This window comes from Stappia sp. ABD4_338 (assembly GCF_056312175.1).
On sequence record NZ_CM149982.1, the window covers coordinates 139,673 to 165,263 of the forward strand.

Here is a 25,591-nt window from a genome sequence, read left to right on the forward strand (position 1 = left end):
TCAGGCGGCCGTGACGATCGCCAGCAGCCCTGTCACGACGAAGACGATCGCGGGCGGGATCCAGCCCTTCTCGCCGATGGCCATGCCGATGGCGGCGGTGACCAGCGTGGCGACCATGGCGATCCAGCCGAAGAACGTGCCCGCGCCGCCGCCGAAGGTGAACAGGAGCAGGCACAGGACGACGTTCAGAACGGCAATCGTGCCGACCTTGGAGAAATTGATGAATCCGGCGTAGGTGCGCTCGTGCTCGGGGTAGTCCATTGCGGACGGCATGCTTTCGGCCATTGGGACCCTCTCGGTGAGATCAGGAAATATGTGCGAGACCTTATATCAGACACATTCTTTCGGGCAACGCGCAGTTTTGAAAGCGCAAGACCGGATCATCCCGTAGAGGTTCGCTTTTGCCGTTCAGGCGAGGCCCGCGCGCGCCAGAACGCCCTGCTGGCGGGCCGCCACGTCGTCGATCGCGAAGTCCTCAATCTGCTCGTTGAACAATCGGTAGAAGTTCAGCTCCGCCCGCAGATGCAGGAACACTCCGCCGAGCCCGATCGCGGCGCGATCCATGAACACGAACTCGCGCGGCACCGTCACGGGGCCCTTCTCCTTCAGCGCCTGGTGCACGCGGAACGCTTCCTTGCGGCCGTATTGCGCGGGGCTCACGCCGTCGGCGATGGAGCGCACCCGGTCGCTCAGCAGCGGGCCGTAGATGAAGCGGGCCCAGATGTTGAGGATCTCGATCAGGTCCTTCGTCAGGCCCTGGAAGCCCCAGCGCTCGTAGGCGGAGACGATGCGGGCCTCGTCGTCCTCCAGAAGGCCCCGGTAGAGATCGACGACACCGGCGACGAAGGAGGGCGGGAAGACGCGGATGCAGCCGTAGTCGAGCAGGTTGATGCCCGCCGGCCGGCCGTCCTCGGCGAACACGGCGTAGTTGCCGAGATGCGGGTCGCCGTGGATGACGCCGTAGTGGCTGAAGGGGTGCCACCAGGCGCGGAACATGACCTCCGCGAGATGGTTGCGGGTGTCCAGATCGTCGTCCTTGTGCGCCAGCAGCGGACCGCCCTCGAGCCAGCCCATGGTCAGCAGGCGTTTGGTCGAAAGCCGGTCGTCCACCTCGGGAACGCGGATGCGGGGCTCCTCGGCGAAGATCTCCCGGTAGACGGCCATGTTGCGCGCCTCGCGGTGATAGTCGAGTTCCTCGCGCACGCGCTCGGAGATCTCGGCCGCGATCTCGCGCGTGTCGATGGCCGGGCGCATCCGCCGGTGCAGGGAAAACAGAAGCGCGAGCTGTTTCAGGTCCGCCTCCACCGCCGAGGCCATGTCGGGATACTGGAGCTTGCAAGCAAGCGGCGTCCCGTCGAGGGCCGTCGCGCGATGCACCTGCCCGAGCGAGGCGGCGGCCGCCGGCTCCTTGTCGAAGCTTTCGAAACGGCTCTGCCAGCGTGGGCCCAGCTCCGCCTGCATGCGCCGCTTGACGAAGGCCCAGCCCATGGGCGGGGCGGCGGCCTGGAGTTTGGCGAGTTCCTCCGCGTATTCGGGCGGGATCGCATCGGGAATCGTGGAAAGAAGCTGGGCGACCTTCATCAGGGGGCCCTTGAGCCCGCCAAGCGCCTCGGCAAGCTCGCGGGCCTGTTTCGCGTCGTCGATCTCCATGCCGAAGACGCGCGCGCCGGCGAGTTTGGCGGCAAGGCCGCTCATGTTGGCGCCGACCCTTGCATAGCGCCCGACACGGGCGCTCAGGCGGTTCTGTTCACGGTCGCGCGGTCCGTTTGACGACATGGGGCTCGTTCCGGATGCAGGAGGAAAGGTGTCTCAGGCCGATACGCTGAACCTGACATGGCGGATCGCCGGGCCGCTTCAAGGGCTGTCGCCTCCGGCCGTATCGGCGAGACGCTGGAGCAGGTCCGCGATGTGCGGGCGGACTGTTGTCAGGCCCTTGTAGGCGGCCTGAGCCTCGTCCAGGGCCAGAAGCTGCTCGCGCAGGCCGCGTGCAAGCTCGCGCCCGCGCGGATGGTCCGCGAAGGCGGCCACCGGATCGTGGTGGACGCGAATGGTGAAGAGAATGTCGCCGGATGCCGGCAGGCGGCGCAACGTCTGGCGCTCGACGCGCACATGCAGCGCACCCGCTTCCGTCCTGGCCTCCCTCTCGCCGGTGAGGCGGCCAGAGTCTAGGCGATCTGAGTCTAGGCGCTCCGGGTCGATGATCCGGGGGCGCGGGTTGTGAAGCTCGGGGCCCGGGTACAGCGACCAGTTCAGCCGCCAGCTCGGCCGGTCGACGGGCAGATTGTCGAAGATGCGCGCGACCATGGCGCCCATGCGCGTGTCGTTGAAGCCGGGCACGCCCTCATGGATTTCCGGCATTGCCTTGCCGAACTTTTCCGCAAGCGACCAGGAGGAGGGGAAGCAGAGCGCGGCCGCCGCGATGCGGTATCCGTCCCCGCCCTTGCGCATGAGAACGAGGTCCTCCTGCACCAGGCGCGTGGCGGCGGCGAAGGGGACGGGGCCAGGGGCCAGACGGTCGACGACCGTGCCGGTCGGGCGCACGGTGATGCGCTCTCCCTCACGGGCGTAGATATCCGGAAAGCGCTGCGGCAGATGGTCGGCCAGAAGGCCCAGCACCTCCTGTTGGGCCGCGTGCGTGTCGTCCTCGCTCATGAGAACGGGGGCTCCGCCTCCGGCCAGAAGCTCTTCCTTGCGCGCGAGATCGTCGGCGAAGCGCGCGTCATGCTCGATCCACTCGGCAAGATCGAGCGGGACCAGCCCGACCGCGAAGGGCCGGGCGGATCCGTCGTAGGGCGTGTGGGCGAAGGGCGCGCGCACGGTCGCGTCTTGCGCGTTTCCGGCGTCGTCCTTTCGCCCGGCGCTCATTCCTCCATCGCCTCCAGCTCGTCGATGAAGCCCGCGATGACGGAAAGCCCCTTCTGCCAGAAGGCGGGATCCGTCGCGTCGAGGCCGAAGGGCGCGAGCAGTTCGGAATGATGCTTGGTGCCGCCGGCGGCGAGCATCGCGAAATACTTGTCCTGGAAGCCCGTCTCGGCTTCCTCGTAGACCGCATAGAGCGAGTTCACGAGGCAATCGCCGAAGGCGTAGGCGTAGACGTAGAAGGGCGAATGGATGAAGTGCGGGATATAGGTCCAGAAGGTCTCGTATCCTTCCGACAGGCGCACCGCCGGACCGAGGCTTTCCGCCTGGACGGACATCCACATGTCGCAGAGCTGGTCGGAGGTCAGCTCGCCCTCGCGCCGGCCGGCATGCACCTTGCGCTCGAAGGTGTAGAAGGCGATCTGGCGCACGACCGTGTTGATCATGTCCTCCACCTTGCCGGCGAGCAGGATCCGGCGCTTCTCCCGGGTTTCGGCACTGTCGAGAAGCGTCTTGAAGGTCAGCATCTCGCCGAAGACGCTGGCCGTTTCGGCAAGCGTCAGCGGGGTCGGGGCCATGAGCGCGCCGTTGGGCGCGGCCAGCACCTGGTGAACGCCGTGGCCGAGTTCGTGGGCGAGCGTCATCACGTCGCGCGTGCGGCCCTGATAGTTCAGCAGCACATAGGGATGGGCGCTTGGCACGGTCGGATGGGCGAAGGCCCCCGGCGCCTTGCCGTCGCGCGCCGGCGCGTCGATCCAGCTCTTGTCGAAGAAGTCGCGGGCGATATCGGCCATCTTCGGCGAGAAGCGGCCATAGGCGCCAAGCACGGTCTCGCGCGCCTCGTCCCAGGGAATCTGGCGGGTGTCGGCGGAGGGAAGCGGCGCGTTGCGGTCCCAGAAGTCCAGGGCATCGGTGCCGAACCAGCGCGCCTTCATGGCGTAGTAGCGGTGCGAGAGCTTGGGATAGGCGCCGCGCACGGCCTCCACCAGGGCATCGACCACCTCGCGCTCGACGCGGTTGGCGAGATGACGGCTGTCGGCGATGTCCTCGAACCCGCGCCAGCGGTCGGAGATCTCCTTGTCCTTGGCCAGCGTGTTGGTGATGAGCGTGAACACCGGCAGGTTGGCGCGGAAGGTGGATCCCAGCGCCTTCGCGGCCGTCTCGCGGGTCTTGCCGTCGGGATCGAGCATCAGGTTCAGGGTCGGCTCGAGCGGCATCTTCTCGCCGTCGATGTCGAAACGCAGCGAGGCCATGGTCTCGTCGAAGAGCCGGTTCCACGCGGCGGCTCCGGACAGCGACTTCTCGTGGAAGAGCTGTTCGATGCGGTCCTCGAGCTGGTGCGGGCGCGCCTTGCGGATGTCGTCGAGCCAGGGCCGGTAGTGGGCGAGCGCCGGATCGGCGCAGGCGGCCTCGAGCACCGCATCGTCGATACGGTTGAGTTCGAGGGTGAAGAAGATCAGGTGGCTGCTGGCGGTGGTCAGCTTGTCCTGCACGTCGCCATAGAATTTCTGGCGCACCGGATCGGTGGTGTTGCCGGCGTAGAAGAGGCCGGCGAAGGAGGCAAGGCGGCCCATCAGGTCGTCGATGGCCTCCATCTCGCGGATCGCGCTGGCAAGCTCCTCGCCGGACCGTGCCGCCATGTCCGCGAGCCGTCCCTTGTAACGCTCCTCGAAAGCGGCCGCGTCCCGCGCGGAGCGCTCGAGGTCCGCCGCGACCTCCGGGGCGTCGTGGGCGCTGTAGAGATCGGCCAGGTTCCACTCCGGCAGGTCGCCGAGCGCGGAGGCTCCCGCCGAATCGGGACCATGAAGAGCGTGATGGCGATTTCCGGACAGTGCGATCAGGGACATGTTCTCTCCGCTTTGTATGGGCCGGCCGCGCTCGGCACGCGGCCCGGTCATGTCTCCTTGGATAATGGGGATGGCCCGGCGGCGGCAACCGGTGAATCGCCGCAGGACGAGGCGGAAGACGCAGGAATGGACGATTTGTTTACTCGACGCACCCTAGGGTGACCCGAATTGAAACACCTTCGGGCCACGCGCCAGGCGTGTCCGACCCAGGCGAGGGGCTCTCATGATCCCGACCGGCGGACGTATTCTCATTGCCGACGACGACCCGGTGCAGCGCCGCCTTCTCGAGGCGGCGGTCACCCGGTTCGGCTACAAGGCGCGCTGCGTCGAGAACGGTGCCGAGGCGGTTGCCGTGCTTACCGGTCCCGAGGGCGCCGGCATCGACCTGCTGATCCTCGACCTCGTCATGCCGGAGCTCGACGGCATGGGCGTCATCACCAGGCTGCGCGAGCAGAGGATCTCCCTGCCCATCATCGTGCAGACCGCCCATGCGGGTATCGACACGGCGGTCAACGCGATCCGCGCCGGCGCGCAGGATTTCGTGGTGAAGCCGCTGTCGCCCGAACGGCTGGAGGTGGCGATCCGGACCTTCCTGCGCATGTCGGCGCTCGAAGGCGAGATCACCCGCATCCACAAGCAGACCAGCGGCACGTTCACCTTCAGCGACATCATCACCCGGTCCGAGGCGATGGACCGGGTGATCCGTGTCGGAACGCGGGCGGCTTCCTCCCAGATCCCGGTGCTGATCGAGGGCGAGTCAGGCGTCGGCAAGGAACTGATCGCGCGTGCCATCCAGGGCACGAGCGAGCGCAAGGCGCGTCCGTTCGTGACCGTCAATTGCGGGGCGATACCGGAAAACCTCGTGGAATCGATCCTCTTCGGCCACGAGAAGGGCGCCTTTACCGGCGCGAACGAGAAGCATATCGGCAAGTTCCAGGAGGCCCACGGCGGCACGCTCTTTCTCGACGAGGTGGGCGAGCTGCCGCCGGAGATCCAGGTCAAGCTCCTGCGCGCGCTGCAGGAGGGCGAGATCGATCCGATCGGTGCCCGCCGGCCCGTGAAGGTCGATTTCCGTCTGATCTCCGCGACCAACCGCCGGCTCATCGATCTGGTGAAGGACGGCCTATTCCGCGAGGACCTCTACTACAGGCTCAACGTCTTCCCGCTGTGGCTGCCGCCGCTGCGCGACCGGCGTGAGGACGTGCCGGATCTCGTGCGCCATTTCCTGGCCCGTTTCGCCGCCGAGGAAGGGCGCCAGCACATCACGTCGGTCGCGCCCGACGCGATCGCGATGCTGCAGGCCTATGACTGGCCGGGCAACATCCGCCAGCTCGAGAATGCCGTGTTCCGTGCCGTGGTGCTTTGTGAAGGCAACCACCTGACGCGGGAGGACTTTCCACAGGTTCTCGCGGCCGCCTCGCAACCGCGGACCACGCAGCCCGGCGGCGCGCCGTCCGTTCCTCAGGAAGAAATCCGGGACGCGCCCCGGGACGATGCCGGTCCTCACGACGCCGGTCCTCACGAGGCGGACGGGCTCATCGGCAATGCGATTCCCGGAGAGCGGGACGATGCCTCGTCCTTGTTCGGCTTCGTGCGCAGCCTGGACGAGGAGGGCCACATCCGTCCGCTCGCGGATGTGGAAGCGGACATGATCCGCGCGGCGATCGACCACTACGGCGGCCGCATGACGGAAGTCGCGCGCAGGTTGTCGATAGGGCGCTCAACTCTCTATCGCAAGTTGAAGGACTATGGCCTTGAGGCAACAGGCGAGGCGGAGGCGGCCGAATAGGTTCGCCAACCACCCAGCCCTGCTTGCAAAGCGGTCTCTGTCCGGGCTTCCTAGTGCGAATCGGAGCGATGCCGACCCTGCGTAACCGCGCGGGCATGGTGCCGTGCCGCGTGGTCGTCACGCCTTGAGCCGGCATCCTGTCAGGAGCCGGACGCGGGCGGCCGAATGACAGATCAAACGAGAGACAGTTTCGACCATGCCCGCCGATCGCGTCCGTTTTCCTCGTCCTTTCACGTTTAACCAGTCCGCGCTTCCGCCAAGGGGGCTTGCGCGGGCGAAGGGGCAGGTGAGCCTCGCGGTGATCGCGGCGGTTCTGGGCGCGAGCCTTGGAGCGACGCCGGTGCTGGCCGACACGGTCCTCTCCAGGCCGGCAGTGCTGAGCGATGGCCAGGCTGCCGCGACGACCGGAGACACCGGCTCCGAAGCTGCCGTCGCGGAGCAGGACGCGCCTGTGGCGAGCGAGGCCGGCGCTGATGCTTCCGGCGAAGCGAAGGCTCCAGAGGCCGCGCAGGCTCCCGATGCCGGGAAGACCATCGAGGAGCAGGCAGCGCCCGCGACGGCTGGGACTGCGGCCGATGCTCCCGAGAAAACAGTTGAAACGGAAGCGGAGAAGGCTCCAGCGGCCGATTCCTCGGCCTCCGTCGAGGCAGCGGAAACGCAGGCGCCTGAGGTGTCCTCCGATCCCGCGCCGGCGGTTGCCGCCGATGCGCAGCCGGCTGCAGGCGAGAAGGCCGCCGAGCAGTCCGTCACGTCGGTGCCGGACGAGGTCCTGCCCGCCGCGCCGCAGGTCGATCCGGCCTATGCCGCCGCCATCGAAGCTCTCGCGAACGAGGGGCTCTCGGAGCAGGACAATGCGCTTCCCTTCGTGACCAAGGCCCGCCGCGAGGCGGTCGTCTCGCTCTATTCCGATCGTGAATTCAATCCCTTGTGGAGCGCGGACGGCGTCGTGAGCGATGCGGCCAAGGCGCTGCTGGCGCGTCTTGGCAATGCTGCCGGCGACGGGCTCTCGCCCGATGACTACGCGCTTCCCCCAGAGGTTTCCGAGGCGTCCGGCGCGCTTTCGCCCGCGCAGGCGGCGCGCTTCGACCTGCTGCTTTCGCTGGCGCTGGTCGAGTACGCGGACCATGCCCAGGCCGGTCGCGTCGAACCCTCGAGCCTGTCGCGGAACATCACGGCTGCGCCAGTCCATCCGGACCCGGCCGAGGCGCTCTCGGCCATTGTCGAGGCGCAGGATCCGGTCGCGGCGCTCGATGCGTTCAACCCGCCACAGCCGGGCTTCCAGGCCCTGCGGCGCAAGCTTGCGGAACTGACGAGCCCCGATGCAGCCGCCAAGCTGCCGCCGATGGTGCCGGCCGGAAAGACGCTGAAGAAGGGGATGCGGGATCCGCGTGTCGCCGTGCTGCGCGAGCGTCTGGGCATGAAGGTCGAGGCGGCGGAAGCTCCTGTCGGTCAGCCTGTTGCGGGTGAGGAAGCGCCTGAGACCGCCGGAACCGCGACCGACGCCAAGGTGACCTCGACCGACGGCGACCAGACTGTCGAAGTGGCGGCACAGGTCGATCCGGAGCTTTTCGATGACAGCGTGAAGGAGGCGGTGTCCGCCTTTCAGGAGGAGAACGGCCTGCACGCGGACGGCATCGTCGGCCCGCGCACGTTGCTTGCGCTCAACGCGGTCGCGGATGACGGCATGGCGATCTCCGACGTGATCGCCAACATGGAGCGCTGGCGCTGGCTGCCGCGTGACCTGGGCCAGTTCCACATCCTCGTCAACATTCCCGAGTTCAAGGCACGCCTGTTCCGTGACGGGAAGCAGGTCTACGAGACCCGCGTCGTCGTCGGCAAACCGTCGAACCAGACGCCGGTCTTCTCCGACGAGATGGATCACCTCATCGTCAATCCCTATTGGAACGTGCCCTATTCGATTGCGTCACAGGAGCTTCTGCCGGCCGTGCGGGCCAATTCCTCCTATCTTTCCAAGCGCAACTACGAGGTCGTTTCGGGCGGACGCGTTGTCGACCCCTCGGCCGTCGACTGGAGCGGCGTGAACCTGCGGACGGTGCGCATCCGTCAGCGTCCGGGGCGCGGCAATGCGCTTGGCAACATCAAGTTCATGTTCCCCAACCGCCATTCGGTCTATCTGCACGACACGCCGTCGAAGCGCCTTTTCGGCCGCTCGAGCCGCGCCTTCTCGCATGGCTGCGTGCGGGTTCAGGATCCCTTCGACTTCGCCGACGCGCTGCTGCAGCTTGACCCGGACTGGGACGCCCGGCGGCTCAAGGCGATGGTCGGCGGCTCGGAAAAGCGGGTCAACCTGTCGCGCCACGTTCCGGTTCACCTCGCCTATTTCACCGCCTTCGTGGACGAGAACGGCGCGCTGCAGCGCCGCCCGGACATCTACGGCCACAACGCGACCCTGACCAAGGCGCTTGAGGTCGATGGCTGGCAGGACTGGCAGAAGTTTGCGGTGCACGTGCCGCGGGCGACGCGTGCGCCGGCGCCGGTGGCCGCGCAGCCGAAGAAGCAGAAGCGGGAGGCGCGCTCCCTGCGCGAGCAGCGCGACCTGATGATGAAGCGCCGGATGCGGGCGGGCAGCGATCTTTATCGCTGATGTTTGCATTCCGTTGCGTCCCGGCGCAATTTCGTGCAGATTTTTTCGAAGTTTTGCGCGAAACGAGCGCGAAATTGATGTCATGTGACGAGAGGTAAGACCCCGGGTCGGTGTGACGGCCGGACCGGGGACAACATCCGGCAATGCCGGGTGTGACGGACAGACCGCCATGGGCTGGGCGGTTGCCACGTGATGTGGCGGAAAAAGGGGCTGGAGTGATGGCGGACAGGTCGCGCGCGAAACCGCGTCACCCGCTGGGGAGGCTTGTGCGCAGCCTCGGCAAGAGGGTGCGTCGCCTGCGTGAGGGCGGCAACGAGCGGCGGTTTCTCGATGCAGCGCGCGGGATCGTTCACGTCGGCGCCAACTCCGGCCAGGAGGCGGCGGGTTATGCCCGGCTCGGCGTGCCGGTGGTCTGGATCGAGCCTCTTCCCGATGTCTTCGCGGCGCTGGAGGCACGTATCGCGTCCTATCCCCGCCAGAGAGCGGTGCAGGCGCTTGTCTCCGACACCGACGGAGCGGAGGTCGATTTTCACCTGGCCGGTGAATCCTCCTCGATGTTTGCCTTCGCCGATCACAAGAAGCTCTGGCCGGACATCGATGCGAAGGGCGTCCTCCGGCTGACCACCAGCCGGCTCGACACGCTGATGGACCGGCTCGGTCTCGAGGCATCCGATTACGACAGTCTCGTCGTCGACACGCAGGGCGCGGAGCTTCTGGTGCTCAGGGGGGCCGGTGCCCGGCTGGCCGGTTTCAAGCGGATCGTCGCCGAGGCGGCGGACTTCGAGGCCTATCGCGGCGCGACGAACGTGGAGGAACTGACCGCCTTCCTCGCGGGGGCGGGCTTCCGGCTGCGCCACAAGGCATCCATGGCCGGACGGAAGGACGTCGGCACCTATTACAATCTTTATTTCGAACGCTGAGAGGCAGCCCTTGCCGCGATATCGGCATCGACATTGGATGGACGAGACGCCGGAATGACGACGAGACTTGCCGACGAAGCCCGCTACGGGGCCCGCCATGCCTGGGTGAGCCTCAAGAAGCGGCTCGGAATCCCGTTGAAGTCCGACAAGGCTCATCTGTGCGAACGCATCGTCCGCGCGATCGCCCGTGGCCGCATCCACAAGGACAGCGCCTTTACCGCCGGTTTCCGGCCGGACGGGCTTGGCGCCGTGATGATCCAGCGCCTCAGCGTCCAGGCCGCTGCCGGCGACATGGGGTTCCGCTATTTCCACAAGCCGTTCGATTTCGTCGGCCACTGGGAGATGGAACGCGACGCATGGGCCCGCCACTGCGAGGCGGAGTTCGAACTCGGCCACGGCATTCCGGGCATCGAGGACTGCGACCTTCCCTATATCGAGTTCTACGATTTTGCCGTGAACCAGAGGCTATGGAACACGCCGCATCTCATCGGGTTCCGCGAGATGTTCCGCTACTGCAACGCGCGCCCGCATCTCATCGACGATCTGGCCTGGGGCGACCACTACAGGGAGCGTGCCGCCCTGTTGACCGGCAGTGAGCGCATGACGTCGAAAGGTCCCTCGCAACGACCGCGCCGCGTGGCCGTGCACGTGCGGCGCGGCGACGTGAGCCGCTCCGACACGGCCCATCGCTTCACGCCGAACTCCCGCATTCTCGCAACCATCGACGAGGTGCGCGGGCTGCTGGATGCGCGCGGTGTCTCCCACGAGATCGAGATCTACAGCAACGGCACGCCCGAGGAACTGGCCGACTTCACCGAGCGCGGCTATCGGATCGCCGATGCGCCGGGGGCGATCGAGTCGTTTCGCGGTCTCGTGACGGCGGATGTGCTGGTCATGGCCAAGAGCGCCTTCAGCTATGTGGCAGGATTGTCCGCGGACGGCGTGGTCGTCTACGAACCACAGGGCTACGCGCGTGCGCCCCGCTGGGTGGCGCGCAACGAGGCCGGCGCGATCGATTCCGGGCAGTTCGAGGCGGCGCTTGCAAGGGTCGGCTGGACCGGCTGACGGCCTGTTGTCGCGGCAATTTCGGGGCGGAAGCGGAAAAACGGGGCCAAAGGGCAAAAAAATTGGCGCGTGATGCGCAATTGCCACGATTTCCGCTCATTTGGGAATACGGTAAAGGCTTCTTAACTTCGGTCCCTTACATCAGTCCATTCGGGGGGCGGATGTCGGCGGCACCGCCGATCAAAACTGCGAGACTGAAATTGCTCGAGGCATGGATCTCCCAGCAGCGGCTTCGCGCCTTTCTGACCGCGGCCATGATGATGGTCGCGTGTCTGGCGTTGTTGCCTCTCACGGTCTCCGGCGCGTCCGCCGAGACGCGCACGCTCAAGCTCTATAACGCGCATACGCACGAACGGGTTTCGATCACCTTCAAGAAGAATGGTCGCTACCTGTCGGACGGGCTGCGGGAGCTGAACCGTTTCCTGCGTGACTGGCGTCGCAATGAAGTCACCAAGATGGATCCGAAGCTGTTCGATCTGATCTGGGAAGTCTATCAGGAAGCCGGTGGCAGCAAGCCGATCACGGTCGTTTCAGGATACCGCTCGCCCGCCACCAACAACATGCTGCGGAGCCGTTCACGTGGTGTGGCCAAGAAGAGCCAGCACACGCGCGGCAAGGCCATGGACTTCTACATCCCGGGCGTGAACCTGGCGAAGTTGCGCGCCATCGGCCTGCGCAAGGAGATCGGCGGCGTCGGCTTCTATCCGACCTCCGGTTCGCCGTTCGTCCATATGGACACGGGCTCCGTGCGCCACTGGCCGCGCATGACCCGCAAGCAGCTCGCCCGGGTCTTCCCGCGTGGCGACACCATCCATATTCCCACCGACGGCAAGAAGATGCCCCGCTACGCGGAGGCGCTCGCCCGTCACAAGTCCGGTTCCAAGCGCGCCCGGCCGACCGTCGTCGCCAGCGCGTCCTCGTCCGCTGCCCCGGTTGCCCGCCAGTCCGGCGATCTCGCCGAGCGCGGCGTGACCCGGCGAGCGTCGCTGTCCTCCGGCTCGAGCGGTGGACCGAGCCTGATCTCGCGCCTGTTCGGTGGCGACGAGGATGAGGAAGAGGCCACGGCGAACGCGCCGCGTCCGCCGGCACCGGTTCGCAGCCGCATTGCCGAGGCTCCGGTTCCCGCTCCCGCGCCCGATCAGGCGCCTCCCGGCGTGAGCGTCGCCGCCGCGCCCGAGGCGGAAAGCCAGGCTCCGGTTGTTGTCGCGAACGTGGTTCCGCGCGGAAAGCCGGGTGACTTCTCCGCTGTCGTCGCGGCCGCGACGACCGGCTCCGTCGCTCCGGGAACGCTCGAGGCGCAGGCCCAGCGGATCGCGGCCGGATTGCCGCCGGTCGAGGTCACGCCCCGCTCCGCGCCGGGCAACCAGGAGGCCGCACCGATCGTCGTCGCGTCGGCGGCACCGCTGGCAAAGCCGGCCGAGTTGCGCCAGGGACCGCTTCCCGGGACCCGTGGCCAGGCCGATGGCGCGCTTCCGCGCCCGGCACCGGCTGACGCTGCGTCCGCGATTGCCGCCGTGACCGGCGCCGCGCCCTCGCGCAAGCCGCAGAACGACCTCGGCGCGCAGGCGGCGCTCGCCTTCGCACCCTCGACCACCTCGGCCTCGGCTGCTTCCGGTTCGGTCGCCGTTCCCCAGCGCCGCCAGCCGTCGGCGCAGGCGGGGGCCACGCGCGCGGCGTCCGTCTCCGGGCGTCTTCCCGCGCCGGTCATCCAGGACCCGCTGGCGAAGTTCGCCGCGCTGCCCGACCGTTCGCTTCCGGGCCTGATGTCGGGAAGGACGACCACGCGCACCATCGCCTTCGCACGGCTGAGCCACCCGAACCAGCGGCAGCTTGAGTTCCTGCTGGCGCCCGGTGGCCGCGTCTACGCGAACCGCTTCGTTTCGCGTGGCTCCGACGGGCCCCGACCGGACCGCTTCGAAGGGCCTGCCGTGGTGCTCCTGCCGGTGGTGTCGTTCCAGTAAGAGATGAATGGCGGAAAGGGAGCGATGCCTCCTTTTCCGGCCGTTGAACGTGAAAAGCGCGGCTCCGGTGTCCCGGGCCGCGCTTTTTGTTTCGGAAATCACTGAAGGCGACCGGCTCCACGGCCGGGAGGCGAAAGCCTCAGCGTGTCGGAAGGGCGCCGCCACCACGGTCGACGCGCCCGAGACCTTCCTTGGCGACCTCGTTGGACGGGTCGATGCCGAGGGCGCGCGAATAGGACCGGCGCGCGTCATTGGTCTGGCCGAGCGTCTCCAGCGCGACGCCGCGATAGGCCCAGGCGACGGGGTTGCGCTGGTCCCGGTTGACCGCGTCCGACAGATCCGAAAGCGCCGACTTGGGGTCGTTGAGCGCCAGATAGGAAATGCCGCGCGCGATATAGGGCTCGGCGGCATTCGGCTCGAGACCGATCGCGGTGGCGAAGTCCTCGACCGCGCGTGTGTGGTTGTTCTGTGCCTGGAAGATCAGGCCGCGATTGTAGAAGGCGCGGGCATTGCCCGAATCGAGCGCGATCGCGGCGTTGAAGTCGGCAAGCGCCAGATCGTTGCGGCCAAGCGCGCGATAGGCGTTGCCACGTCCCACAAGCGCCGAATCATAGTCCGGCTTGATCCTGAGCGCGGCGCTGTAGTCGCTGACGGCGGCATTGAGGTTGCCCATGCGGCGATGGACGAGGGCCCGGTTGGCGTAGGCCTGGTAGGAATCGGGCGAAAGCTTCAGTGCCGTATCGAAGTCGGCGAGGGACTTCTCGAACCGCCCGGCCCGGCCATAGGCGATGCCGCGGGTGTTGTAGGCGCTGGCGTCGCGGGGGTTGGCATCGATGACGGCATTCAGGCTGTCGATATTGGCAGCCGAACCGGCCGAGCGGTCCACGGGCGCGCTTGCATAATTCGATGTCTGGCAGGCCGCGAGCAGCATCGTGCACGACAGGAGGGCGGCCGTGACGGCAGCCGGACGAACGCCCCGGACATGAGGTGCGCGCGGGGTCCGTCCCGCCGGCTGGTGTGCTCGCAAGGTGGCCTTCCGCATCAAAACCCCGTTTCCTGCTTTCGTTCGCGCCGCCCGTCGGGCAGCCCCTCGTTTGCAGTCGATACCGTGTGCGACCGTATCCCCGCTCCCACGGGTCAGACGTCGTTCGTCACAGGCATAGTGTCCGATTCGGGCGGAAACCGGTAACGGGCGCAAAAGCCCGGATGAATCCTGCCCAGCGGCGCTGAAACAGGGGCCCGAAACGGCAAACGGACCAAACCGCGTCGCGGCTTGGTCCGTCGAAATTCGCTTTGCGCCGATGTCGCGGCAAACCGGCCATACAGCCGCTCGCCACCACATCTCCCGCTTTTGCGCTGACCGGAGTGTCCGGGCGGCACGGGGCCGTGCGAAACAGGACCCGGTCCCTGCGACAAATCAGCGGCGAGCGGACGACTTGCTCGGCAGCAGGCCTTCGCGCTGGGCGCGCTTGCGGGCGAGCTTGCGGGCACGGCGGACCGCCTCGGCCTTTTCACGGGCCTTCTTCTCGGACGGCTTCTCGTAGTGGCCGCGAAGCTTCATCTCGCGAAAGATGCCTTCGCGCTGCATCTTCTTCTTCAGCGCCTTGAGCGCCTGATCGACATTGTTGTCGCGGACCAGAACCTGCACGCGTTTCTATCCCATCAAGTTTGCACGAGATGCCAAGCGCATCCGGTGCTGGATCTCGTTCAGTGTGACTCGGAAGCGAAACCGGATTGCAATCGCGTACGATCGCCATCCGCAAGGGGGGCTGCCGCATGTACGAGACCGTTTCAAGATCACGAAATCGCACAAGTAGCCGGCCGCGCCGCTTTCACGTCGCTAATCAGGTGGCTTAGTTAGCAGAGCGCGTGCCGCTTGTCCACCGCCCGCGTGGCGGAATCTTGACCTTTCGGCATGTCTGTCATGCGACGGAGGGCAAGGACGTGATAACCGCGTCTCTGGACACGGTCGCGGGCGCCCGATAGGAGAAATGCCCGGGCGTGTCGAGGTTGTCGAGACCGGCCGGGTCGGAGCACTGCGGGATCCCTGTTCCGCATACCCGTCGCTCCGGAACATCCGCCCCGTCACGGTTCGCACATCGCGGCGTTCCGTGCCTCACGCCAAGAGTTCGTGATGAGCGTTCCCCCCGAAGCCGGCGTTCCGGCTCCCAAGGCGCCCACCGCCCGCCATCCCCTTGCCCGTCTCTGGGAGGACGACATCCGTCCCACGCTGGTTCTGGGAGTCCCGATCGCCGGTGCGCAGGTGGCCCAGATCGCGGTCAACACGACCGATGTGCTGATGATCGGCTGGCTCGGCGCCGTCGAGCTCGCGGCCGCCGTTCTGGCCTTCAATCTCTACATCGTCTTCTGGCTGTTCGGCATCGGCGTGCTCCAGGCGGTCATTCCGCTTGCCGCGCGTGCCAGGGGCGAGCGGCGCGCGCGCGACCTGCGCCGCGCGGTGCGCATGGGCTTCTGGTTCGTCATTCTCTACAGCGTTCCCGTGATGGGCGTGCTGTGGTTCACCGAAGACCTGATGCTCGGGCTGGGCCAGGATCCGCGGGTTGCAGCACTTGCGGGCGTCTACATGCGGGTCATGCTGTTCTCGCTGATCCCCTCGCTGATGATCATGGCGCTCAGGAGCTTCATCACCGTGCTGGAGAAGGCGAACATCGTGCTGTGGGCGACGGTCGCCGGCGCGGTGCTCAACGCCGGATTCGACTACGCGCTGATCTTCGGCAACTTCGGCTTTCCCCGGCTCGAGCTGGTGGGAGCGGGCATCGCCTCCGTCGCAACCTCGACCGTCACGCTGCTGCTGCTGATGTGGTGGACGACGCGCGACCGCGTGCTGCGCCGCTATGCCGTCTTCGGACGCATCTGGCGCAGCGACTGGCCCAAGCTCGCGGAGATCGTCCGCCTTGGCTGGCCGATCGCTGTGACGCTTCTGACCGAGGTCGGCCTCTTCTCCGCGTCCTCCGTCATGATGGGGTGGATCGGAACGGTGGAACTGGCCGCGCACGGCATCGGCCTGCAGCTTGCCTCGATCTCCTTCATGGTGCCGTTGGGCATGGCGCAGGCGGCGATGATCCGCATCGGGCTCGCCGCCGGGCGGGGCGACAGGGAGGGCGTGGGCCGCGCCGGCTGGACGGCGCTCGTCGTCGCGACGCTGTTCATGTGTCTGTGCGCGGTGGCCTTCTGGGTCAGGCCGGAGCCGTTCGTCGCGCTCTTTCTCGATCTCGACAACCCGGACGCGGCCGCCGTGCTCGCCTTCGGCGTATCGTATCTGGCGGTGGCGGCCCTGTTCCAGGTGTTCGACGGGGCGCAGGTCATGGGCGGCAACATGCTGCGCGGGCTCTCCGACACGTGGATGCCGATGGTCTTCGCGGTCATCGGCTACTGGGGCGTCGGCTTCGGGCTCGCCTATGTGCTGGCCTTCCCGCTCGGCTTCAGCGGCATAGGCCTATGGTCGGGGCTGGCGGCGGGACTTGCCTTCGTCTCGGTGCTGACGCTCTGGCGCTTCGCCTGGCGCGAGCGGCTCGGCCTCGTCTGAACGCGGCTGTCGGACACGAAAAGAGCCGCGGACACCATGTCCCGCGGCCCTTTTCGTATCGTCTATCGGGACAGTGAGGCGGCGTCAGGCGCGCAAGGGGCGCAGCCGGTTGACGTGCCCCATCTTGCGCCCTGCGCGGATCTCCGCCTTGCCGTAGAGATGGAGCCGCGCGTCGGGTTCGGCCAGAATGGCGGCCCAGGTCCGGGCCTCGTCGCCGATCAGGTTTTCCATCACCACGTCCGAGTGACGATCCACGGCGCCGAGCGGCAGGCCGGCGACGGCGCGCATGTGCTGCTCGAACTGGGACACGTGGCAGGCGGCTTCCGTCCAGTGGCCGGAGTTGTGCACGCGCGGCGCGATCTCGTTGACCAGCAGCCTGTTCTCAGCGCCTTGGGGAAGCACGAAGAACTCGACGCCGATGACGCCGACATACTCGAGGCCCGCGCAGATGCGTTCGGCGATGTCGCGCGCCTCGGCGGCAAGGTCCGCATCGATGGCGGCCGGCACGGTCGAGGTCTTGAGGATGTGGTCGCGGTGGACGTTTTCCGCCACGTCATAGGCGCGCAGGGTGCCGTCGAGACCGCGCGCGGCGATCACCGAGACTTCGCGTTCGAAGGGAATGAAGGCCTCCAGGATCGCCGGGGCGCGTCCGATGCGCCCGAAGGCGCCCGCCGCCTCGGACGCGGAGGCGACCAGCGTCTGCCCCTTGCCGTCGTATCCCATGCGCCGCGTCTTGAGGATGCCCTTGCCGCCAAGCCGGGCAAGGGCCGGGGCGACCGCTCCCGCCTCGTCGATGGCCTCGAACCCGGCAACGGGAATGCCGGTTTCGCGCAGGAAGGTCTTCTCCGTCAGCCTGTCCTGGGAAACCGCAAGCGCGCGTGGCCCCGGGCGGACCGGAACGCGGGCGGCGAGATGCTCGGCCGTGGGGCCCGGAACGTTCTCGAACTCATAGGTCACCACGTCGACCGAGGCGGCGAAAAGCTCCAGTGCCGCCGTGTCGTCATAGGCGGCGATGGTGTGGGTCGCGGCGACATCGAAGGCGGGGCTGCCGGGGTCGGGGCAGAAGACGTGGGTCTTCAGGCCGAGCGGAGCCGCTGCAAGGGCAAGCATCCGGCCGAGCTGGCCGCCACCGAGGATGCCGATGGTGTCTCCGGGAGACAGGCTGCGGAGGGGATCGGGTGCGCTCATGGGCTCAGTGTCCGCCTTGTGCGGGCTCGTCGACGGGGTGAAGGGCGACGGCGTCGCGCTGCCGTGCGCGCCAGTCGTCGAGACGCCCGGCAAGCGCCTCGTCGGTCAGGGCCAGGACGGCGGCGGCAAGCAGCGCCGCGTTGACCGCGCCGGCGCGACCGATGGCCAGGGTGCCGACGGGAATGCCGGCCGGCATCTGCACGATGGAGAGCAGGCTGTCCTGTCCCTTCAGCGTGCGGCTTTCGATCGGAACGCCGAAGACGGGAAGCGGCGTCATCGCGGCGGCCATGCCGGGCAGGTGCGCCGCGCCGCCGGCCCCCGCGATCACGACCTGGAAACCCTCGCCGCGCGCGCCGCGCGCGAAGTCGTAAAGCCGTTCGGGCGTGCGATGGGCCGAGACGATGCGTGCCTCATGGGAAATGCCGAGCGCGTCCAGGGTGTCGGCCGCGTGTTTCATGGTCGGCCAGTCGGACTGGCTGCCCATGATGATGGCAACCTTCGGCGTGTCTTCGCGCATCCATACCCCCTGGTCTTGCGTGCGGCCGGCTCCGCATCGGGCGGAGCGTTCCGCCGGGTCCCGGAAGGCTCCGCACTATAGGCAGAGTGCCCTTGCGCGCAAGAGGGCATGGCAGGCGACGGCCTCGCGCGGCCCGTCAGGGGCGGGACATGCGTTCGTGCCCGGGCGATTTCAGGCGATGATGTCGGGAAGCAGCTTGTCCTCGAGCGTCGAGATGCGGTCCTTCAACGCGAGTTTCTTCTTCTTGAGGCGCTGGAGCTGAAGGGCGTCGGAGCGACCGGTCAGGCTCATGGCGTCGATGGCCGTATCGAGGTCGCGATGTTCCTGCCGGAGCCGTGCGAGCTCCATGCGAACCGACTTGTCGTCCTGGCCGCCGTCAATGCCTGCATCCATACCGCCACTCCATACGCCGTGCGTTGTTTGCGCCTGACCCTTGCAACCCGGGATGGCGCGTGCCCGCGCCGTCGTGCGACAGGCGGGATGCGCCATTCGGTTGCGGGACCGGACACGCGCGCGCAAGGGTCCTCGTGCCGCATTCGGCACGCGCGACGCCCGCGCCTCAGGATAGCCCGACATGGGGGAAAACGGTAGGGAAAAGCGTGTTCGTTCAGGCTGCTTCAGGCCACAATATCGCCATGGAAAGGAATTGCTAACGTAGCGGCATCCATGGGTCCGGAACTGTTCGACAGCGCCAATTCGCTGTGTCACACTCTTGTCGTCAACGCGAAAGACAAGGAGGATTTCATGTCCCTTCAGTCGCATCTCGTCGAGCTTGAGAAGCGCCATTCAGACCTCGAGCGTGAGCTTGAGGAGGCCATGCGCCATCCGAGCATGGACTCGCTGGAAATCGCATCGCTCAAGCGTCGCAAACTTCTGCTCAAGGACGAGATCGAGAAGATCCGCACGGACACTCTTCACTGAAGATTGCGTTTTGACGCGAGGCCCGTCCGGATGGAACGGGCTCCCCCCAACAGAAGCCGCGGCCTTGCCGCGGCTTTTGTGTTTCAGGGGCCAGGTGCCACGCTTCAGAAGCGGAACGCGCGCCACTCGACGCCGGCGAGACTGCCGTCGCCGTTGCCGTCGGCGGCGCCGAAACGAACCCTGGCGCCCTCCAGGAATTCATCGAGGCTCAGCATGCCGTCGCCGTCGGTGTCCATGGGCGCGAAGCGGGCGGCCTTCTCCTCCTGACGACGCGCCTGCATCGCAGGATTGTTGCCCTGTTGCGGGCCCATGCGCACGCTCATGTACTCGTCCATGGTCAGCTTGCCGTCGCCGTCCGCATCCATCGCATGGAAGACGTCCTCCGCGTGGCGCAGCACCTCCTCGAGCGAGACCGAGCCGTTGCCGTCCTCGTCCATCATCTCCATGCGCGCGGCCATGCTGCCGCCACCCATTCCCTGACCCATTCCCTGCTGTGCCGTAACCGGTCCGCTGGCGAGTGCGCCGGCAAATGTGAGGAGGGCGAGCGTTGCGTGAAGACGTGTCATGAGTCGCTCCTTCTGCCCCGTCGGGGCCGTGTCGGGCCATGTCGGCCCGTTGAGGATGCAAGTTTCGAACATTGGAATATTACTACGACGACGGGGTGCCGATGGCGCGGCACCCCGTCGCAGGCGTTGCGGTTTCGCGATGGCCGGGGTCAGGCCGACCTGGCCATCTCGCGCAGCACGAACTTCTGGATCTTGCCGGTCGAGGTCTTGGGCAGTTCGGTGAAGACCACGTGACGCGGCACCTTGTAGCCGGCCAGATGCTCCTTGCAGAAGGCGATGAGCGCTTCCGCCGTGAGGCTCGATCCCGCCCGCAGCTCGACGAAGGCGCAAGGGGTCTCGCCCCATTTCTCGTCCGGGCGCGCGACGACGGCCGCCGCCATCACGTCGGGGTGGCGGAACAGGGCGTCCTCGACCTCGATGGAGGAGATGTTCTCGCCGCCGGAGATGATGATGTCCTTGGAACGGTCCTTGAGCTGGATGTAGCCGTCCGGATGGAGAACGCCGAGATCGCCGGAATGAAACCAGCCGCCGGCGAAGGCCTCGTCCGTTGCCTCCGGGTTCTTCAGATAGCCCTTCATGACGACGTTGCCGCGGAACATGACCTCGCCGAGCGTCGTGCCATCGGCGGGCACTGGCTCCATGGTCACCGGGTCCATGACCGACAGGCCCTCCAGCGCCACGTAACGCACGCCCTGGCGTGCCTTGAGGGCGGCCTGGCGCTCCGCGGGCAGGTCGTTCCAGTCGTCCTTCCACTCGTTGACGACGGCGGGTCCGTAAACCTCGGTCAGGCCGTAGAGGTGGGTCACGTTGAAGCCGGCCTCGCGCATGGCCGCCAGAACCGATTCGGGCGGCGGCGCGGCGGCGGTCATGAACTCCACGCCCCGGCCCTTAAGGTCGCGCTTGTCGGCGTCGGGAGCGTTGAGCAGTGTCGACATGACGATGGGGGCGCCGCACAGGTGGGTGACGCCCTCGTCGGCGATCAGGTCCCAGATCGGCTTGGCGCGCACCCATCGCAGGCAGACATGCGTGCCCGCGACCACCGAGATCGACCAGGGGAAGCACCAGCCGTTGCAGTGGAACATGGGCAGCGTCCACAGGTAGACCGGATGGCGGCCCATGGCGGCGGTCAGGATGTTGGCCTCGGCCAGCAGGTAGGCGCCGCGATGATGATAGACGACGCCCTTGGGATTGCCGGTGGTGCCGGAGGTGTAGTTGAGCGCGATCGCGTCCCACTCGTCGGCGGGCAGGGCCCAGTCGAAATTCTCGTCGCCGGACTGGAGGAACGCCTCGTAGTCCTCCCGTCCCAGCCGCTCGCCGGTCTGGGGGAACTCGGGGTCGTCGTAGTCGATGACCAGCGGCTGCACGCTTGCAAGTTCCAGCGCCTCCTTCATCACCGGGGCGAACTCGCGATCCGTGATGACGACCTTGGCCTCGGCGTGATCGAGCTGGAAGGCGAGCACGGCGGCATCGAGGCGCGTGTTGAGCGAATGCAGCACGGCGCCGGTCATGGGCACGCCGTAGTGGGCCTCGAGCATGGGCGGCGTGTTGGACAGCATCACCGTGACGGTATCGTTCTTGCCGACACCCGCGCGTGACAGGGCAGAGGCGAGCTTGCGCGCCCTGGCGTAGAAATCACGGTAGCTGGTGCGGCTCGCGCCGTGCACGATCGCGGTGCGGTCCGGGAAGACGGCCGCGGCGCGGGCGAGAAAGCTCAGGGGCGAGAGTTGCGTGTGGTTCGCGGCGCATTTGCCGAGATCACGCTCGTAGGGGCTGGATGTCACGGGCATTCCTGTTTCCTCGCTGCCGGCGGATCTCGTACCGCCGATCCTGTGCACATGAAACCGAAAACGCCGTTCCCCTTCAAGCGGATCCCGCGATCCGTCCGGCATCAGCCCAGGACCCCGACGATCCCGTCGTAGAGGAGCTTGGCGCCGATGATGCCGACGGCGGCATATGTCAGCCTGTAGAACAGGCTCGGGTCGATCCGCCTGACCAGCCAGACGCCGCCAAGGGTCGCCAGCGGGGCAAGCGGCAGCAGGACGGCGGAGGTCGCCAGATTCTCCGCGTCGAACTGGCCGAGCGCCGCATAGGGAACGAGCTTGATCGCGTTCATCGTCGTGAAGAAGATGACCGTCGTGCCGGCCAGATGCACCGGGTGCAGCCTGAGCGGCAGCATGTAGATCTGGTAGGGCGGCCCGCCGGCGTGGCTGACGAAGCTGGTGAAGCCGGACAGGAAGCCCCAGAAGCGCCCGATCCAGGGCCGGTGCGGGCGCGGCTCGCCGTCGCGGGCACGGCCGACGAAGGAGTTCAGCGCGAACAGCATGGCCACGAGCCCGACGAGAATCCGCACATGGGCGTCGCTGACGATGGCGGCCGTGAAATAGCCGAGGGTGATGCCGACGATCGCGCCGGGGAGCAGGATCGCGAGGCTGCGCCGGTCGAAGTTGCCCCGATAGGCGAAGACGCCCGACCAGTCCATCACGACGAGAATCGGCAGCATGATCCCGGCCGCCTGCACCGGCGGGATCGTCAGGCTCATGAGGGGAACGCCGAGCATCGACAGCGGTCCGCCGAAGCCGCCCTTGGCAAGGCCGACGAGAAGCACCGCCGGAATGGCGAACATGTAGAAATGGGGATCCGAGATGGGGTGCAAGGGAAAGCCGGGGTGAGGGGAAGGCATCATCTGGGCGCTTGTCGCCCGATGGCGGGCCAGCGCCCGCAGGCGAGTTGTGACAGGCGCGGCGGCACATGTCTACGCAAACACCCCATTCGCCGAATGTCTTAAGCCGCGTCTCTTGCCTTTCACCGCCTTGAGGCGGCAGATACGCTCGACAGGAGCGACGGGCCGGCAAGCGGTCCGTGGCCGGGAGGGGAGGCCCGGCCGTCCGGCAAGCGAACGACGGGAGGAAGCAAGCGATGGCGAGCCGCTATCACGAGGTCTACGAGGCATGGCAGCGCGATCCGGAGGGGTTCTGGGCCGCGGCGGCGGCCGAGATCGACTGGATCAAGCCCTTCGACAAAGTGTTCGACCCCGAGCTTGGCGGGTTCGGCCAGTGGTTCGCGGGCGCGGAGTGCAACACCTGCTACAACTGTCTCGACCGGCATGTGGAGCGTGGACGTCCGGGGCAGCCGGCGATCATCTACGACAGCCCGATCACCGGCGCGAAGGCCGTCTACACCTATGAGGAGACGCTCGAGCGCGTGAACGCGATGGCCGCGGTCCTGGCCGACAACGGCATCGTGAAGGGCGACCGCGTCATCATCTACATGCCGATGATTCCAGAGGCGGTGATGGCGATGCTCGCCTGCGCCCGCCTGGGCGCGGTGCACTCGGTCGTGTTCGGAGGCTTCGCCGCCAACGAACTCTCGACCCGCATCGACGACGCGACGCCCAAGGCGGTGATCGCCGCTTCCTGCGGCATCGAGCCGGGCCGGGTCATCGCCTACAAGCCGTTGCTCGACGAGGCGATCCGCCTGTCCGACCACAAGCCGGAGGCATGCTTCGTGCTCCAGCGCGAGCAGGCGCCGGCCAGCCTCGAGGCGGGACGCGACCATGACCTGGGCGCGCTGATGGAGGCGGCGATGACGGCCGGGCGCGAGGTGGCCTGCGTGCCGGTCAAGGCCACCGACCCGCTCTACATCCTCTACACCTCCGGAACGACCGGACAGCCCAAGGGCGTGGTGCGCGACAACGGCGGGCACATGGTCGCGCTCAAGTGGAGCATGTCCAACCACTACGGCATCGAGCCGGGGGAGGTGTTCTGGGCCGCCTCCGACGTCGGCTGGGTGGTGGGCCATTCCTACATCGTCTATGCGCCGCTTCTGCACGGGGCGACCACCGTCGTCTTCGAGGGCAAGCCGGTGGGCACGCCCGACGCCGGCGTGTTCTGGCGGGTGATCGCGGAACACAACGTGGCCGCGCTCTTCACCGCGCCGACGGCCTTTCGCGCGATCAAGAAGGAAGACCCGCAGGGCAAGCTGCTGGCGGAATACGACCTGTCGTCCTTCCGCACGCTGTTCCTCGCAGGAGAGCGTGCCGATCCCGACACCCTGCAATGGGCGGAGGACCAGCTCGGCGTGCCCGTGGTCGATCACTGGTGGCAGACCGAGACGGGTTGGGCGATCGTCGGCAATCCGGTGGGGCTCGGCCTGCTGCCGATCAAGCACGGCTCGCCGACGGTGCCGATGCCGGGATACGACGTCAGGATCCTCGACGATGCCGGACATCCGCTGCCGGCGGGAACCCTGGGCAACGTGGTGGTGAAGCTGCCGCTGCCGCCGGGCTGCCTGCCGACGCTCTGGCATGCGCCGGAGCGCTTTCACGCCAGCTATCTGGCCGAGTTCCCGGGCTACTACAAGACGGCGGACGCGGGCATCATGGACGAGGACGGCTACCTGTTCATCATGGCGCGCACCGACGACATCATCAACGTCGCCGGCCACAGGCTGTCCACGGGCGCCATGGAGGAGGTGCTGGCCAGTCATCCGGACGTGGCGGAATGCGCGGTCGTCGGCATCACCGACACGCTGAAGGGGCAGGCGCCCTGCGGCTTCGTGGTGCTCAAGGCCGGCGTGAACCGTCCGCACGAGGAGATCGAGGCGGAACTCGTGCGCCTGGTGCGCGAGCGCATCGGCCCGGTCGCGGCGTTCAAGCTGGCGCTCACCGTGGAGCGGCTGCCCAAGACGCGCTCGGGCAAGATCCTGCGCGCCACCATGCGCCAGATCGCGGACGGGACCGAGGTGCGCATGCCCGCGACCATCGACGACCCGGCCATCCTCGATGAAATCGAGGAGGCGCTGCGCGAGCGCGGCATCGTCACGGGCGGCTGAGCGGGGCGGCCCGGCAGCCATCGACAGGGGCGGCGTCTCGCCCTATGGTCGCGGGCATCGGCCGGTTGTCCTCGGGCACCGGCCGGACCCGTTTCAGGCACGCCCCGTCGCGGGCTGCCCGTCATGTCAAACGCTCTACACGCACGAGGATCCCAGTGTCCCTGGAAAACAAGGTAGCCATCGTCACCGGCGCGGCCGGCGGCATCGGTCTTGCCATTGCACGCCGGTTCGTCGCCGATGGCGCGAAGGTCGTCATCGCCGACGTGGACGATCAGCGGGGCGAGGCCGCGGAAGCCGAGCTGAAGGCGCAGGGCGAGGCCCATTACGTTCATTGCAACGTCGCCGAGAAGCTCGACGTGCGCAATCTCGTCGCCGCGACGCTCGACACCTTCGGTGACATCGACATCCTCGTGAACAACGCGGGCGTCGTGGTCGGCGGTGAACTGCTCGATCTCGACGAGGCGGACTTCGACCGTGTGCTCGGCGTCAACCTGAAGGGCGCCTTCCTGTGCACCCAGGCGGTCGGCCGGCATATGGTCGACAAGGTGAAGGAAGGCGGCAAGCCCGGCGTCATCATCAACATGTCTTCGGTGAACGCGGTCTTCGCGATCCCCAACCAGGTACCCTATTCGGTGTCCAAGGGCGGGCTGAACCAGCTCACCAAGGTGTCTGCGCTGTCGCTGGCGCCGCACGGCATCCGGGTCAATGCCATCGGGCCGGGCTCGATCATGACCGACATGCTGGCCTCGGTGAACTCGGACAAGGCGGCGCGGGACCGCGTCCTGTCGCGCACGCCGCTCGGGCGTGTCGGAGACCCGTCCGAGATCGCCGGCGTCGCTGCCTTCCTGGCCTCGGACGACGCAAGCTATGTCACCGGCCAGACGATCTATGCCGATGGCGGGCGCCTGCCGCTCAACTACACGGTGCCGGTTCCGGACGAGGACTGATCGCGCCTCGCGAACCCGTTTCGAGACAG

The 25,591-nt window shown here is 67.3% G+C and carries 21 protein-coding genes; 9 read left to right on the forward strand and 12 right to left on the reverse strand.

The features are described 5' to 3' along the window. The 4 genes from ACYX4S_RS00620 to ACYX4S_RS00635 all read right to left on the reverse strand — a co-directional run bounded on the left by ACYX4S_RS00620 (position 1) and on the right by ACYX4S_RS00635 (position 4,706). Positions 1 to 285 (reverse strand): aa3-type cytochrome c oxidase subunit IV, encoded by a 285-nt coding sequence (locus ACYX4S_RS00620; protein WP_476361497.1) that lies wholly within the window; start codon positions 283 to 285, stop codon positions 1 to 3. Between the two features lie 123 nt (positions 286 to 408). Then, positions 409 to 1,776 (reverse strand): ABC1 kinase family protein, encoded by a 1,368-nt coding sequence (locus tag ACYX4S_RS00625; RefSeq protein ID WP_476361498.1) that lies wholly within the window; start codon positions 1,774 to 1,776, stop codon positions 409 to 411. 78 nt (positions 1,777 to 1,854) lie between these two features. After that, positions 1,855 to 2,865 carry a heme-dependent oxidative N-demethylase family protein gene (locus tag ACYX4S_RS00630; protein ID WP_476361499.1) on the reverse strand — a complete coding sequence of 337 codons (1,011 nt, stop codon included), beginning with the start codon at positions 2,863 to 2,865 and terminating at the stop codon, positions 1,855 to 1,857. After that, a complete protein-coding gene (locus ACYX4S_RS00635; RefSeq protein WP_476361500.1) occupies positions 2,862 to 4,706 on the reverse strand; it encodes a M3 family oligoendopeptidase in 1,845 nt (614 codons plus the stop codon). The genes ACYX4S_RS00630 and ACYX4S_RS00635 overlap by 4 nt, the downstream gene beginning before the upstream one ends. 223 nt (positions 4,707 to 4,929) lie before the next feature. Here ACYX4S_RS00635 and ACYX4S_RS00640 point away from each other — a divergent pair, with 223 nt between their 5' ends. The 5 genes from ACYX4S_RS00640 to mepK all read left to right on the forward strand — a co-directional run bounded on the left by ACYX4S_RS00640 (position 4,930) and on the right by mepK (position 13,046). After that, entirely contained in the window at positions 4,930 to 6,495 is a 1,566-nt protein-coding gene (locus tag ACYX4S_RS00640; protein WP_476361501.1) for a sigma-54-dependent transcriptional regulator, read from the forward strand. Positions 6,496 to 6,781: 286 nt separating this feature from the next. Continuing rightward, entirely contained in the window at positions 6,782 to 9,100 is a 2,319-nt protein-coding gene (locus ACYX4S_RS00645) for a L,D-transpeptidase family protein (protein ID WP_476361502.1), read from the forward strand. Between the two features lie 218 nt (positions 9,101 to 9,318). After that, positions 9,319 to 10,020 carry an FkbM family methyltransferase gene (locus ACYX4S_RS00650; RefSeq protein ID WP_476361503.1) on the forward strand — a complete coding sequence of 234 codons (702 nt, stop codon included), beginning with the start codon at positions 9,319 to 9,321 and terminating at the stop codon, positions 10,018 to 10,020. Between the two features lie 54 nt (positions 10,021 to 10,074). Further along, on the forward strand, positions 10,075 to 11,085 hold the full coding sequence (locus tag ACYX4S_RS00655; RefSeq protein ID WP_476361504.1) for a hypothetical protein: 1,011 nt from the start codon (positions 10,075 to 10,077) through the stop codon (positions 11,083 to 11,085). A gap of 200 nt (positions 11,086 to 11,285) precedes the next feature. Continuing rightward, positions 11,286 to 13,046, forward strand: a complete 1,761-nt coding sequence (mepK, locus tag ACYX4S_RS00660; protein ID WP_476361505.1) for a peptidoglycan L,D-endopeptidase MepK — start codon at positions 11,286 to 11,288, stop codon at positions 13,044 to 13,046. Positions 13,047 to 13,185: 139 nt separating this feature from the next. Here the strand turns inward: mepK and ACYX4S_RS00665 are convergent, their stop codons facing one another. Together ACYX4S_RS00665 and rpsU are read right to left on the reverse strand one after the other, a co-directional pair. Continuing rightward, entirely contained in the window at positions 13,186 to 14,088 is a 903-nt protein-coding gene (locus tag ACYX4S_RS00665; RefSeq protein ID WP_422069922.1) for a tetratricopeptide repeat protein, read from the reverse strand. Between the two features lie 375 nt (positions 14,089 to 14,463). After that, entirely contained in the window at positions 14,464 to 14,694 is a 231-nt protein-coding gene (gene rpsU, locus ACYX4S_RS00670; protein ID WP_293722835.1) for a 30S ribosomal protein S21, read from the reverse strand. 486 nt (positions 14,695 to 15,180) lie between these two features. Here rpsU and ACYX4S_RS00675 point away from each other — a divergent pair, with 486 nt between their 5' ends. Continuing rightward, positions 15,181 to 16,593 carry an MATE family efflux transporter gene (locus tag ACYX4S_RS00675; protein WP_422069921.1) on the forward strand — a complete coding sequence of 471 codons (1,413 nt, stop codon included), beginning with the start codon at positions 15,181 to 15,183 and terminating at the stop codon, positions 16,591 to 16,593. 84 nt (positions 16,594 to 16,677) lie between these two features. Here the strand turns inward: ACYX4S_RS00675 and ACYX4S_RS00680 are convergent, their stop codons facing one another. From ACYX4S_RS00680 to ACYX4S_RS00690, 3 genes are all read right to left on the reverse strand, one after another. Further along, positions 16,678 to 17,781, reverse strand: a complete 1,104-nt coding sequence (locus tag ACYX4S_RS00680; protein ID WP_476361506.1) for a 5-(carboxyamino)imidazole ribonucleotide synthase — start codon at positions 17,779 to 17,781, stop codon at positions 16,678 to 16,680. Between the two features lie 4 nt (positions 17,782 to 17,785). After that, on the reverse strand, positions 17,786 to 18,298 hold the full coding sequence (gene purE / locus ACYX4S_RS00685) for a 5-(carboxyamino)imidazole ribonucleotide mutase (RefSeq protein WP_293722843.1): 513 nt from the start codon (positions 18,296 to 18,298) through the stop codon (positions 17,786 to 17,788). Positions 18,299 to 18,469: 171 nt separating this feature from the next. Further along, a complete protein-coding gene (locus tag ACYX4S_RS00690) occupies positions 18,470 to 18,691 on the reverse strand; it encodes a YdcH family protein (protein ID WP_422069919.1) in 222 nt (73 codons plus the stop codon). Positions 18,692 to 19,042: 351 nt separating this feature from the next. Here ACYX4S_RS00690 and ACYX4S_RS00695 point away from each other — a divergent pair, with 351 nt between their 5' ends. Next, on the forward strand, positions 19,043 to 19,219 hold the full coding sequence (locus ACYX4S_RS00695; protein ID WP_293722849.1) for a YdcH family protein: 177 nt from the start codon (positions 19,043 to 19,045) through the stop codon (positions 19,217 to 19,219). Positions 19,220 to 19,323: 104 nt separating this feature from the next. On the opposite strand, the gene ACYX4S_RS00700 is transcribed toward ACYX4S_RS00695, so the two are convergent. From ACYX4S_RS00700 to ACYX4S_RS00710, 3 genes are all read right to left on the reverse strand, one after another. After that, positions 19,324 to 19,785, reverse strand: coding sequence for an EF-hand domain-containing protein (locus ACYX4S_RS00700; RefSeq protein ID WP_476361507.1), 462 nt, complete (start codon positions 19,783 to 19,785; stop codon positions 19,324 to 19,326). A gap of 149 nt (positions 19,786 to 19,934) precedes the next feature. Then, entirely contained in the window at positions 19,935 to 21,572 is a 1,638-nt protein-coding gene (locus ACYX4S_RS00705) for an acyl-CoA synthetase (protein WP_476361508.1), read from the reverse strand. A gap of 101 nt (positions 21,573 to 21,673) precedes the next feature. Continuing rightward, entirely contained in the window at positions 21,674 to 22,468 is a 795-nt protein-coding gene (locus ACYX4S_RS00710; protein ID WP_476361509.1) for a sulfite exporter TauE/SafE family protein, read from the reverse strand. A 233-nt stretch (positions 22,469 to 22,701) separates the two neighbouring features. Here ACYX4S_RS00710 and ACYX4S_RS00715 point away from each other — a divergent pair, with 233 nt between their 5' ends. Both ACYX4S_RS00715 and ACYX4S_RS00720 read left to right on the forward strand, forming a co-directional pair. Beyond that, positions 22,702 to 24,615, forward strand: a complete 1,914-nt coding sequence (locus ACYX4S_RS00715) for a propionyl-CoA synthetase (protein WP_476361510.1) — start codon at positions 22,702 to 22,704, stop codon at positions 24,613 to 24,615. 155 nt (positions 24,616 to 24,770) lie between these two features. Next, positions 24,771 to 25,562, forward strand: a complete 792-nt coding sequence (locus ACYX4S_RS00720; RefSeq protein ID WP_422069915.1) for an SDR family NAD(P)-dependent oxidoreductase — start codon at positions 24,771 to 24,773, stop codon at positions 25,560 to 25,562. The last annotated feature ends 29 nt before the right edge of the window (positions 25,563 to 25,591 follow it).